The following is an 11138-nucleotide window of genomic DNA, read 5'->3' as shown; positions in this document are numbered from 1 at the left end:
ACCCCCTGCCCCCTGCCTCCTGTCACCTATTCCCCTTCCCGATATTTATTGAAACTTTACAAAAAATCATAAATGCTTATATATACTGGAAAATCAACATAATTAAAATAGAAAGCAAAAATTCAGCCATTATGTACGACTGCATCATCATCGGTGCTGGCCCAGCAGGTGGAACAGCAGCATATCATTTAGCCAAGCGGGGACGCTCAGTCTTAGTTCTGGAAAAAGAATCCCTGCCCCGATATAAACCTTGTGGTGGTGGTGTGTCACCAGCGATCGCGCAATGGTTTGACTTTGACTTTAGCCCCGCAATTTCTGTCAAAGCTGACTCTCTCCGCTTCACTTGGAAATTAGGCGACCCCGTAGAAGCCAAAATAGCCACCAAAGAACCTGTCTGGATGGTGCGGCGAGACGTTTTCGACCATTTCTTAGTACAGCAAGCTCAAAGCCAAGGGGCTGAACTACGAGACAATACAGAAGTCACAGGCATTGAATTTAAAACCGATTATTGGCAAGTTAACACAGCGAATGGAACAGTAGAAGGTCGCTACTTAATCGCTGCTGATGGTGCAAAGGGTCCAATGGCAAAATGGCTCGGCTTCAAAGACCGTAAACGCCGTCTAGCAGGAGCATTAGAAGCAGAAATTCCGGCAAATGTAGAGAAAAAATCGACAATTCACTTTGAGTTTGGTTTAGTTAAAAACGGCTATATCTGGAACTTCCCCAAAGCTGACGGTTATTCTATCGGGGTTGGTACATTTATAGGTGGCGAACCCCAGGATTTTAAGAAAATTTTAGATGAATACGCCAAATCTTTTAATGTAAATGTCACCAATAGCAAGCAGTATGGTCATCCTCTGTGTATTTGGGATGGAAACCAAAAGCTGCATACCCAAAATGCAGTTTTAGCCGGTGAAGCCGCTTGTGTAGTTGATCCTTTTACCGCCGAAGGTATTCGTCCCTCTATTTTTAGTGGTGTCCTAGCCGCAGCATCCATTAACGATGCGCTTAGTGGCGATATCAACGCCTTAGAGCAATATAGCAATGCCGTTAACGAACAATGGGGTTCAGAAATGGCTTGGGCGCAAAAATTAGCCGGAGCATTTTATCGCTTCCCTGGTATTGGTTATAAAGTGGGTGTTAAACGTCCCTCCGGCGCTCAAATCATGGGTAAAATCCTTTGTGGTGAATTGCGCTATGGCGATGTTGCCGGTCGCGCATTGAAACGTTTAATTCCTGGTTTTGGTGGTTAGATAATAATTCTTGACATACTCCCCGGCGTAAACGCACGGGGATTCTAAGCTCAAACAGCAATTGCAGGGAAACCCTGTCTAACATCACCTACCTTAGCGTAGGATTTTATTTCGGATTCAGCATAAATCTCCATACTAAGAGAAAGCCGTCCTAGAAGGACGGGGCTTTAAACCCAATTTTTCGATAATTCGTAATTTTAGGATGATGATTACGAATGACCACTAATTTCAAACAGACTGAGAAAATAACCAAAGAATTGCTCCTGTTAGCAGAACGCACAGAACCCCAGTTAAGCCGGCTAGGGGTTTTTTGTTTATACCTGTTAGCAATTCTGAGACTTTACTTGTGTAGGTAATGAGTTCTGCTGTATCTATGGTAGCGATCGCCCATACCCATCCGGCATGAAGTCCCCAAGCTATTCCTAAATTATTACTATCAGCGAATCTGGCCACAACCAAAACCATTCCCATTAACCACAATCCAGGAATTTGCGGTGCAGTTTCCCGTTGTTCCCAAACTAAATGTAGTAAAGCAAAAATCAAGCTGGAAATAATCGCCGCTACCCAAATTGCATAATCCTTCTCTAACTGAGTTAACAAAAAACCCCGAAAAACTAATTCTTCTATCCCACCCACAAATAAAGCCACCAAGGAAATTGGTAGCAAAATAGTTGGTATTAACTTGATATTTGATTTTTCTAAATAGCACCAACCTAACCAAAATTGGCAGGTAAACACTACAACTAATCCCAACACACCCAAACCAAAACCCAGCAGTAAAGAACCAAAAATAGAACGGTTAACAACCAAACCATAATCAGCAAAAGACCCCAGTCCTAGCCCATTTATTCCCCAGAGAATCAAGGGTGCTAATAAATAGAGGGACACCAATAAAGGTATTTTTTGATCTGGTTGTAAAGGTTTATTAAGTTGCCAATTTATAACCATCCCAATTATCGCTGCTATTGGCAACCAGCACCCTACCCAAGTAATGAAAAAAGCCATGACAACTAACAGTACTGACGAATCTTTAAGAAATGTCAGTAAGGTATTGGCCAATGGCTCTAAAAATGCTATTGAAACCGACAAAAAAAACACGATATACTTTTGTCCAAAATAGAGTTCTTGTTTATTAATCAAGACTCTACTAGAATTTGTGACTCATGCAAAAGTTCCAGCAATTTTGGATTTTGGATTTTGGATTTTGGATTTATGTCACCCACAAAGGGTTTGGGCTTAGAGAAACTTTAATCCCGCATCAACCTCGAACAAAAAAATCTCAAATCGGCTTTCCTGAAATCTAACATTGTTGGTAAAATCGGAATTTTTCTGTGAATGAATTTTTAAGCTACAAATCCTAGTACACAACGGCAGCCGTCAACCAACCATTAAAAATTCTTCAACAGCTGGTGTAATCTGCTATTTTAATTTTTAATTTTTAATTTTTAATTCCGCCCTGCCGTACTAGTTACCTGTAGCAGTAGGGACAAGTTATCAAGCATTCACCCAAAACTTACCCCTACTATCAGAAAAATTTAATTTTCTTCTTCATCTTCTAACTCTGTTTCGTCAGAGTCTACATCCTGGGATGTTAATTTTTTATCACTTTCACCTAACTGAATCAAGTGAATATGCTTGTAACCGAGCCTAATTTCAAACTCATCACCAGGTTTTAAGCCCATTGCTTTGGTGTAGGTAGCACCAATAACAATTTGACGATTTTGGTGAACACTTACACGGTATGTCGGTTCGCGTCCACGTCCATCTTTAGGTGCTTCTGGACTGAGAGGAATACCTCTAGCAGATAGCAAAGCATCGTAAAAATCGGTGAGATTAACACGAACTTGGTTATTTTTAGTGACGGTGTAATAGCCGCACTGCTTTGCTCTTTCTCGGCGTGGTAAATTAGAAAGCTCTTTTACTTTAGCAAGTAGTGCTTTTCCAGTTAATGCGGCGGTTGCAGTTTCAGTCATTATTCTCAAAATTTCCTTAATCTCTCCAAGCTGATCAACAATGTCGTTTTATCCCAGTATTTGGCTTTTTAGCCACTGCATAGAGCTACTGAAGACTCTAGGGTGAGGAGTGAATTCCTGCTGATATGACCAGCCCACGCACCTCTATCCACAATAAATTAGAGGTCATGGTATTCACAGACATTTATTTAGGTGATTTTACAGCACTTTTAACCATCATTCGCCATTAGAAATAAAAGTATTTTATCTTTTGGCGTTACTGTAGGGGTGTAATTTTAAGCCACCTTTACAAATCAGGTTAGTTCTACTACAAAAAAGTCGTAGAGACAATAAATTGCAGGTTTTCCACTTTCAGTGCTTGCCTTTCTTGACCTTGACTTGTAGGGTAGTCCCCACTCCTCATCTCAAGCTTAGGACAGCATAGTATTTGCTTATGGTCTTACGGACATACACCCTTTTGTCCAGCCAGTAGAGATGTGAATTTTCTTATCTCTACATTACGAATAAACAAATCAGCGATAGCCGCACTTATGCGGTTATTAGCTTTGGTTTTGTTCCTTCGTAATTTTATATTAAATACTAGCATGGACTAATAATAGCAAAATATTTGTTTAATTTAAAATTCAACTTGCGGAGCAACTTTTTTTTTAATCCCTGAAGTTGGGGAGAGAAAAAGCAGTGTGGATTTTCCTCTGGCTTTATGCTCTCATGAGTATTGGGTCATGGCTTTTATAAAAATTTATCTAATTGAGAGGAGCAATTTTGAGTGAGTGAGTTAAATCTACAGTTTTCTTGATAGAGATGAAACAAAAAGCAGGCTGGATTTTCCACCCTTTTATTAGCATCAGGCCAAATCTCTCAAATTATTCTGTACTTCTGTCTAGGGGAAGAATAAATTTACCACATCTATCCGCTGCTTGATAGTCTCGACCAGATGATTATCATCCGCTTTAACACTTCTACATATTTAAAATATCGTTCTTCCCTACTGCTTGAAGAATTTTTATAACTGGGACTTGACTAAAGAAGTGTGAAGTGTGAAGGATCAAGGTTAAAGTAGTTATCAGTAAATTCCTCGCTGCTGGTCGGCGAAAATAAAAAAAGATTTTTCAAAATTTATGCTCCATACCTGTAAAGGTGGAAAAATCCAGTCCCCAAGCCTTCATCCTTGAGCAGACTTCAAGATGTAATGATAGTCTAAGGTACATTTAATCAGGCAAGCACCTTTCTAGGTCAAACAATTTTGGATTTGAGATTTGCGATTTGAGATTGACTGCACCCACAAGGGGTGAGGTATATAGCTTGCTTCCCCGTAAGGGTACAAAAAACAATTCCATTTTCCAAAATCCAAAATCTAAAATTGGCACGGTTAAACACCGCTACCTTGTACTGTCCAACAAGTAAATGAAATCGAACCATATGCTTTTTGGAGACAAATGCCCCGGACGGCACTTCCACAACTAAAATCTTAGTAGTTATCCTTGAAGTGAAATCATCAGATCCTGAAATGTCAGCCTCTTAGCTGCTGATTTTTCACAACAACCAGCTTGTATTCATGATTTCAGAGCCAGGTGAGGCAATTTTAATAATTTGGTGGGTAACAATGGAAGTTATTTTTAAGATTATTCGGCAGCAACAAAATTCTGTCCCTGTTGTGCAAACTTATCCTTTGCAGGTAGAACCAGGTAATACAATCCTAGATTGCCTCAATCAGATTAAGTGGGAACAAGATGGAACTTTAGCATTTCGCAAAAATTGCCGCAATACCATTTGTGGCAGCTGTGCGATGCGAATCAATGGACGTTCGGCTTTAGCTTGTAAGGAAAATGTTGGCAGTGAACTAGCTAGATTACCACAAATTTCATCACCGCAAACCGAAGATAATACCATTCACGAAATCACCATCGCTCCTTTGGGTAATATGCCCGTAATTAAGGATTTGGTCGTGGATATGAGCAGTTTTTGGAATAACTTAGAAGCTGTTGCTCCTTATGTGAGTACCGCAGCACGACAAGTACCAGAAAAAGAGTTTTTGCAAACACCACAAGAGCGATCGCTCCTCGATCAAACCGGCAATTGTATTATGTGCGGTGCTTGCTACTCTGAATGCAACGCTCGTGAAGTCAATCCTGACTTTGTAGGACCCCATGCTCTGGCCAAAGCATATCGCATGGTAGCCGATTCCCGCGATAGTGATACTGAAAATCGATTAGAAAACTATAACGAAGGTACTAAAGGCGTTTGGGGTTGTACTCGCTGTTTATACTGTGATTCAGTTTGTCCAATGGAAGTTGCGCCATTAGAACAAATTACCAAAATTAAACAAGAAATTCTCGATCGCAAACAAGCCAGCGATAGCCGTTCCATTCGTCACCGCAAAGTCTTAATCGAGTTAGTGAAAGCAGGTGGTTGGATTGATGAACGTCAATTTGGTATCCAAGTAGTTGGTAACTACTTCCGCGATTTAAAAGGATTACTCAGCCTTGCACCTTTAGGCTTGCGAATGCTCATCCGGGGTAAATTCCCCCTCTCCTTTGAACCATCAGAAGGGACACAACAAGTGCGATCGCTCATCGAATCCGTCCAAAAAACCGAATCCTAACGTAGGGGCGGGGTTTCCCCGCCCTTTCTAGGGGAATAGAGACTGGGGAGATGAGGAAAATTACGAATTACCTCGGTTCTTGCGGGATATTCAACTGTCGTCCAGAACGGTCATACAGTAAAATATCCCATTGCCCATTATTACTAAACTCAAAAGCAATCCTACTCCCATCAGCACTAATTGTAGGATTGCGGATTTCCGCTTGCAGATTAGTAGTTAAATTCCGAGATTGACGAGTTTCCCGATCATAGAGAAAAATCGCAGATCGTCCCTGACGACTCCCCACAAACACAATATAACGACCATCTTGAGTCACTGAAGGATGAGAAGCAATGCTATCAAAGGAATTCAAATCCGGTAAATCCACCAAATTCCGAGTCACCGTATCGAACATATAGACATCTTGGCTACCCCTGCGGTCAGTCGTAAACACAATATATCTCCCAGAAATTTGGGGATTTACTTCTGAAGCCAGACTATTGAGACTCCGACCACCGGCATCAAATGGATAACTTAACAAACGCGGGTAGCCAAAACACCCAGTCAACAAACTCGAGCATAAAAATAAAAAAATAATAGATAATTTGTCATTAGTCATTTGTTATTAGTCATTAGTCATTAGTCATTAGTCATTAGTCATTAGTCATTAGTCATTAGTCATTAGTTATTAGTCATTAGTCATTAGTCATTGGAAGGCACAGAAGAATCAATAATTCCTGTTCCCAATTACGAATTACGAATTACGAATTATTCACAGTTGCACCATTGGGAATATCTAACTCCACAGTCGGACCTCGATCTAAAACCTCAATATCCCACTGTCCACGACTAGCAGATTCAAACACAACATAACGCCCATCAGGACTGATGTAAGGATTTCTGATCCAACCCCGATAGGTGGGAGTGAGGATTTGTGACTGTTGTATAGAGCGATCGTACAATGCTATCACTGGCCTACCTTGGTCGCTAGTAATGTAACAGATATAACGACCTGTATAGCTCTGGCTAGGACTTTCGGCAATTGTTTCCCGTCTGTTTAAACCTGGTGTACGAATAAAAGCTTGGGTTTCTAAGTCGTACACTAACAACTGCTGACTACCATTTCGATTGGATACAAAAGCTAAAAACCGACCATTGCCACTAAATGCAGGTTGCTCCTCCTTATAGCGACTATTCAGAGAAGTAGGCCCTAAAGAAATCTCATTAGCACCACAAGATATAAGTAAACTTGTCAAGCCACAAATTAGGCTCCAATGAATTGGTTTTTGGAGCCAAAATCTCAACATAAATGTTTTCACATCAAACGTTTTCCTTCTCCTCCGACACTACCACCACCCCAAATGATTTAAATATCGTCATCAAAATCGTTGGAATTATCTGGTCGCTCACTTGGCTTTTCGATTGGGTTGTATGGCACATAATCAGTGGGAATTGCCTCATCATCATCCCTCTGTCTGCGGGGAGTAGAATCGGTGGGTGGACGGCGTTTTCTTGGTCTGGGAGCAACATCATCCTCACGACTTTCTGGGCGCTGGGGTCGGTTATTAGTACGACGTGGTGTTTTTTTTACGTCCTCTGGTGGACTTTCCCAATCATCAACTCCCCTAGAAACAGAACCCCAATTTTCTTCTTCATAACTTTCAGTAGGGCGATTCACTGAACGCCTAGAGCTAGGACGACGGTTCGTCTCTCCTGTTTCTGGTTTTTCCCTATTATTGCGGCGTTCTGAACGGCGGGGAGGTTGCTCCTCATAATAATCATCACGCCCTGATTCCTCATCTCTGCTACCGCGAATCCTAGCACGTTGAGGACGTTCTTCCTCCTCATAAGGCAGTGGTTCCAAATCTGCATCCATCTCAGCTTGATAATTCCGACGCTCAGAGTAAGAATATTTTCTGCTGACCTCGCGCTCATCGTCCACAATTGGCGTATTCCGTTTAGCTTGTTGGGTCGCTATACTCCGTAGACGAATACTTTCAACTGCAAAAAATACAGTAGTACCAACTAAAAGCAACTGACCAAATTGTAGAATTGGGTCTAGCCGCCATCCTTGGAAGATTAGAATAAAACCACACAGCAAGCCTACTGCTGCAAAAAAGATATCTTGATCTCGTGAAAGTTCTGGACGCACAGTGCGAAGAAAATACAGTGCTGCTCCAGCCACAGCCAGGAAAATTCCTAGAATACTGGCTGAGTTCGTCCCAAAATTAACCTGAGCCAAAACACCAGCTGAATTCAGCCCAAAATTTATCATTTCTGTTTTCCCAATATCAAATCTATGTTAGCGAGTCACAATTAAAATCACTACTCTAAACTATTGACCATATATTTAGGGCTTGCTGTTCGCGGAGCGTGCCGTTAGGCATATAAATGTAAAACCTAGATAAATCAAGGGATTCAGGGGTTAAAAAGGTTAAGAAGGTTAAGAAGGTGCAAGGAATAGACATTAAAACCCATCAAAAACTGATCACTTTTCCCCCAAAGCAACTATTCAAAAGCTGCTTCTAATTCTTCCTCCTGACTCCTGACTCCTGACTCCTGACTCCTGACTCCTAACCCCTAACGAAAAGACTTTTTCAGCAAACCCTATTTAAGCTTCAAAGCATCTGGCAAAGAAGCTCTGAAGCTTTTTAGCACCATTAGGGCATAGGTGCTGGGGAGCAGATACGAAATATCAATTTCCCAGTCCCCATTCCCCAGTCCCTAGTCCCCAAGGATTAAAAACGTTGGATTTTATCTTTTTGGCTAATGAAAATCAGCCCAACTGTTGCAGGGATAACCACAATTGCAGTACCCCAAACCAGACTCCAAAGAAAATTTGCTAAAGAGGGTGTCATAGTTCTCAACCTTTTTTTACATTGTTCATCCTAATTTTAATCTTGTATCACTTTCTTGAGAAGCAATTATCAGTTATCAGTTATCAATTATCAATTATCAGCTTCATCGCTCGACAAAAAAAGACACTAATCTCAGGTAAGACGACAGCATTTGGTTAAAATGAGAGAGAGAATGCTTTACAAAGCTTAAACTTTTTTGGCAGACCCCAAGTTTTTGATTTCTTCACAGATAGTAGCTGAAAGTGATGACTGGTGTTAACCTGACCGCTTGGACTCTCGGACCCGTTTTGGGAGTGATGACATTTTTGTTTATTTTCCGTATCGTTCTCACTTGGTATCCACAAGTGAATCTCAATCGTTTGCCTTTTAATCTCATCGCTTGGCCAACGGAACCCTTTTTAGTGCCATTGCGAAAGCTAGTACAACCCATAGGTGGAGTGGATATCACCCCCATTATTTGGGTTGCTATTTTGAGCCTCATCCGAGAAATTTTACTAGGTCAGCAAGGATTACTGACCATGATGTCTCGTGTGAATTAGGTGATTGGAGGCGGGAGATGGGAGATGGGGAGAGGGGGAGACGCGGGGACGCGGAGAGGGGGAGACGCGGAGAGGGCGGGATTCAGACCCTTAGACGCTCTGCTGCTCCCAGTTTTCTTAATAAATATTTTCCATCTCCCCATTTTCCCAATTACTGCAATTTCATTTCCTGGACAAAATCGGTGTAAATATTGCCTTCCAAAAACTGCGGAGTTTCCATGATTTTTTGATGAAACCCGATGGTGGTGGGTAGCCCGGTAATGGCACATTCCCGCAAAGCGCGTTTCATGCGGTTAATGGCAGTGGGGCGGTCTGGGGCCCACACAATTAGCTTCCCAATCAGGGAGTCATAATAGGGGGGAATTTGGTAATCTGTGTATACATGAGAATCAATCCGCACGCCGGGTCCTCCAGGTGGTAGATAGCCGCTAATCTTTCCCGGAGAGGGACGAAAATCATGATCGGGATCTTCGGCGTTAATCCGGCATTCAATGGCATGACCCCTTAGAACTACTTGGTCTTGAGTCAGTTGCAGTCTTTCACCTTGGGCAATGCGGATTTGTTCAACCACTAAGTCTATACCAGTAATCATCTCTGTCACAGGATGCTCAACTTGTATCCGGGTGTTCATTTCCATAAAATAGAATTTACCGGATTTATCCAGAAGAAACTCGATAGTTCCTGCGCCGGTGTAGTTGATGAATTGGGCTGCTTTGACGGCAGCATCTCCCATTTTTTCCCGGAGGGCTGAGTCGAGCGCAGGGCTAGGGGCTTCTTCCAGTAGCTTTTGATTGCGACGCTGAATTGAACAATCTCTCTCGCCTAAGTGGATGACATTACCATAGTTATCTGCCAAGATTTGAAATTCAATGTGGCGGGGACGTTCAATAAATTTTTCTATATAAACGCCAGCATTACCAAAAGCTGCTCCTGCTTCTCCTTGGGCTGCTAAAAAAAGTTTGACAAACTCGTCTTCGGAGCGGACAAGGCGCATACCGCGTCCACCACCACCGGCTGTGGCTTTGATCATCACAGGATAGCCGATCTCTTGAGCAATTTTCTTACCTTCTTGCTCAGATTCTACCAAACCATCGCTGCCCGGTACAGTCGGTACTCCCGCTCTTTGCATGGTTTCTTTGGCCGTGGCTTTATCCCCCATCAACCGGATTGCTTCGGGGCTAGGGCCAATAAAGGCAATGTGATGGTCAGCACAAATTTCAGCAAACCGAGCATTTTCAGCCAAAAAGCCATAACCAGGATGAATGGCCGTGGCATTGCGCGTCAAGGCGGCGGCAATAATATTGGGAATATTCAAATAACTTTTACTGCTGGCAGGTTCGCCAATGCAAACTGCCTCATCCGCAAGTTGCACGTGGAGAGCGTTCCGGTCAACAGTGGAGTGAATAGCAACCGTCGCAATTCCCATTTCTTCACAAGCTCGGAGAATGCGAAGTGCTATTTCTCCCCGATTAGCAATTAAAATTTTGTCAAACTTCATTTTCTAGCTTTGATATTAGTACCAGTAGATTGACATTCTCTCCCATCCCGTTGAGATAAAGCTGTCGCATTACTGCAAATTCTCACAAATTTTGTAAGCGTTCAGGGGAGCAGAGGGCAGGAGGCAGGGGGCAGGGTGCAGGAGGCCGTAGATAATTATTTCTCCGCGTCCCCGCGTCTCCCCATCACCCCATCACCTCAATAAAGAAATTTGGGAAATATTTGGGATATTCTCTTTTTTATGCTATATTCTAAATCTAGGCAACCCGTGCGGATGTGGCGGAATTGGTATACGCGCACGCTTGAGGTGCGTGTGGCTTTGCCTTGCGAGTTCGAGTCTCGCCATCCGCATTTTTTAGGTCTTAATTAACAAGTGCTGATAATATATTTGTCAGCTTATCTAACCCAGTGTCCCCATAGGAATCTGGGTTTTTTGT

General features: G+C 42.3%; 10 protein-coding genes and 1 tRNA gene. 4 read left to right on the top strand and 7 right to left on the bottom strand.

Translation table 11 applies throughout. From position 1 onward, the window contains the following. The first annotated feature begins 131 nt into the window (after positions 1-131). Complete coding sequence (locus H6G68_RS03280; protein WP_190905325.1) at positions 132-1253, top strand: geranylgeranyl reductase family protein; 1122 nt, start codon at positions 132-134, stop codon at positions 1251-1253. A gap of 228 nt (positions 1254-1481) precedes the next feature. Here H6G68_RS03280 and H6G68_RS03275 read toward each other — a convergent pair whose 3' ends face one another. Together H6G68_RS03275 and H6G68_RS03270 are read right to left on the bottom strand one after the other, a co-directional pair. After that, positions 1482-2351, bottom strand: coding sequence for a CPBP family intramembrane glutamic endopeptidase (locus tag H6G68_RS03275; protein WP_190905337.1), 870 nt, complete (start codon positions 2349-2351; stop codon positions 1482-1484). Between the two features lie 437 nt (positions 2352-2788). Continuing rightward, entirely contained in the window at positions 2789-3226 is a 438-nt protein-coding gene (locus tag H6G68_RS03270) for an AbrB family transcriptional regulator (protein ID WP_071191720.1), read from the bottom strand. A gap of 1603 nt (positions 3227-4829) precedes the next feature. On the opposite strand from H6G68_RS03270, the gene H6G68_RS03265 reads away from it, so the two are divergent. Then, on the top strand, positions 4830-5828 hold the full coding sequence (locus tag H6G68_RS03265; protein WP_190905336.1) for a succinate dehydrogenase/fumarate reductase iron-sulfur subunit: 999 nt from the start codon (positions 4830-4832) through the stop codon (positions 5826-5828). Positions 5829-5895: 67 nt separating this feature from the next. Here H6G68_RS03265 and H6G68_RS03260 read toward each other — a convergent pair whose 3' ends face one another. The 4 genes from H6G68_RS03260 to psbX form a co-directional block, all read right to left on the bottom strand. Next, positions 5896-6426 (bottom strand): TolB family protein, encoded by a 531-nt coding sequence (locus H6G68_RS03260; protein ID WP_190905324.1) that lies wholly within the window; start codon positions 6424-6426, stop codon positions 5896-5898. Positions 6427-6568: 142 nt separating this feature from the next. Further along, on the bottom strand, positions 6569-7114 hold the full coding sequence (locus H6G68_RS03255) for a TolB family protein (RefSeq protein ID WP_199332479.1): 546 nt from the start codon (positions 7112-7114) through the stop codon (positions 6569-6571). A 59-nt stretch (positions 7115-7173) separates the two neighbouring features. Further along, entirely contained in the window at positions 7174-8082 is a 909-nt protein-coding gene (locus H6G68_RS03250; protein ID WP_190905322.1) for a Ycf66 family protein, read from the bottom strand. Positions 8083-8545: 463 nt separating this feature from the next. Beyond that, positions 8546-8665: a photosystem II reaction center X protein gene (gene psbX / locus H6G68_RS03245; RefSeq protein ID WP_028083398.1), complete on the bottom strand. Its 120-nt coding sequence runs from the start codon at positions 8663-8665 to the stop codon at positions 8546-8548. 245 nt (positions 8666-8910) lie between these two features. Between psbX and H6G68_RS03240 the strand changes: the two genes are divergently transcribed. After that, positions 8911-9204: a YggT family protein gene (locus H6G68_RS03240; protein ID WP_190905321.1), complete on the top strand. Its 294-nt coding sequence runs from the start codon at positions 8911-8913 to the stop codon at positions 9202-9204. A 151-nt stretch (positions 9205-9355) separates the two neighbouring features. On the opposite strand, the gene accC is transcribed toward H6G68_RS03240, so the two are convergent. Continuing rightward, the gene (accC, locus tag H6G68_RS03235) at positions 9356-10702 is read right to left on the bottom strand and encodes an acetyl-CoA carboxylase biotin carboxylase subunit (protein WP_071191726.1); all 1347 of its coding nucleotides are present in this window, start codon (positions 10700-10702) and stop codon (positions 9356-9358) included. Positions 10703-10971: 269 nt separating this feature from the next. Between accC and H6G68_RS03230 the strand changes: the two genes are divergently transcribed. Beyond that, a tRNA-Leu gene (locus H6G68_RS03230) sits at positions 10972-11052 on the top strand. Positions 11053-11138: the final 86 nt, after the last annotated feature.

This window comes from Anabaena catenula FACHB-362 (assembly GCF_014698735.1).
Taxonomy (GTDB): domain Bacteria; phylum Cyanobacteriota; class Cyanobacteriia; order Cyanobacteriales; family Nostocaceae; genus Anabaena; species Anabaena variabilis_A.
The sequence above is the reverse complement of the archived record's forward strand: the minus strand, read 5'-3'. Positions and strand labels throughout refer to the sequence as shown.

What these genes read in the sequence shown, in the direction of transcription:
- H6G68_RS03250 (WP_190905322.1), bottom strand. Translation starts at nt 8,082, where the DNA reads ATGATAAATTTTGGGCTGAATTCAGCTGGTGTTTTGGCTCAGGTTAAT.
- accC (WP_071191726.1), bottom strand. Translation starts at nt 10,702, where the DNA reads ATGAAGTTTGACAAAATTTTAATTGCTAATCGGGGAGAAATAGCACTT.
- H6G68_RS03260 (WP_190905324.1), bottom strand. Translation starts at nt 6,426, where the DNA reads ATGACTAATGACAAATTATCTATTATTTTTTTATTTTTATGCTCGAGT.
- psbX (WP_028083398.1), bottom strand. Translation starts at nt 8,665, where the DNA reads ATGACACCCTCTTTAGCAAATTTTCTTTGGAGTCTGGTTTGGGGTACT.
- H6G68_RS03265 (WP_190905336.1), top strand. Translation starts at nt 4,830, where the DNA reads ATGGAAGTTATTTTTAAGATTATTCGGCAGCAACAAAATTCTGTCCCT.
- H6G68_RS03240 (WP_190905321.1), top strand. Translation starts at nt 8,911, where the DNA reads ATGACTGGTGTTAACCTGACCGCTTGGACTCTCGGACCCGTTTTGGGA.
- H6G68_RS03270 (WP_071191720.1), bottom strand. Translation starts at nt 3,226, where the DNA reads ATGACTGAAACTGCAACCGCCGCATTAACTGGAAAAGCACTACTTGCT.
- H6G68_RS03255 (WP_199332479.1), bottom strand. Translation starts at nt 7,114, where the DNA reads ATGTTGAGATTTTGGCTCCAAAAACCAATTCATTGGAGCCTAATTTGT.
- H6G68_RS03280 (WP_190905325.1), top strand. Translation starts at nt 132, where the DNA reads ATGTACGACTGCATCATCATCGGTGCTGGCCCAGCAGGTGGAACAGCA.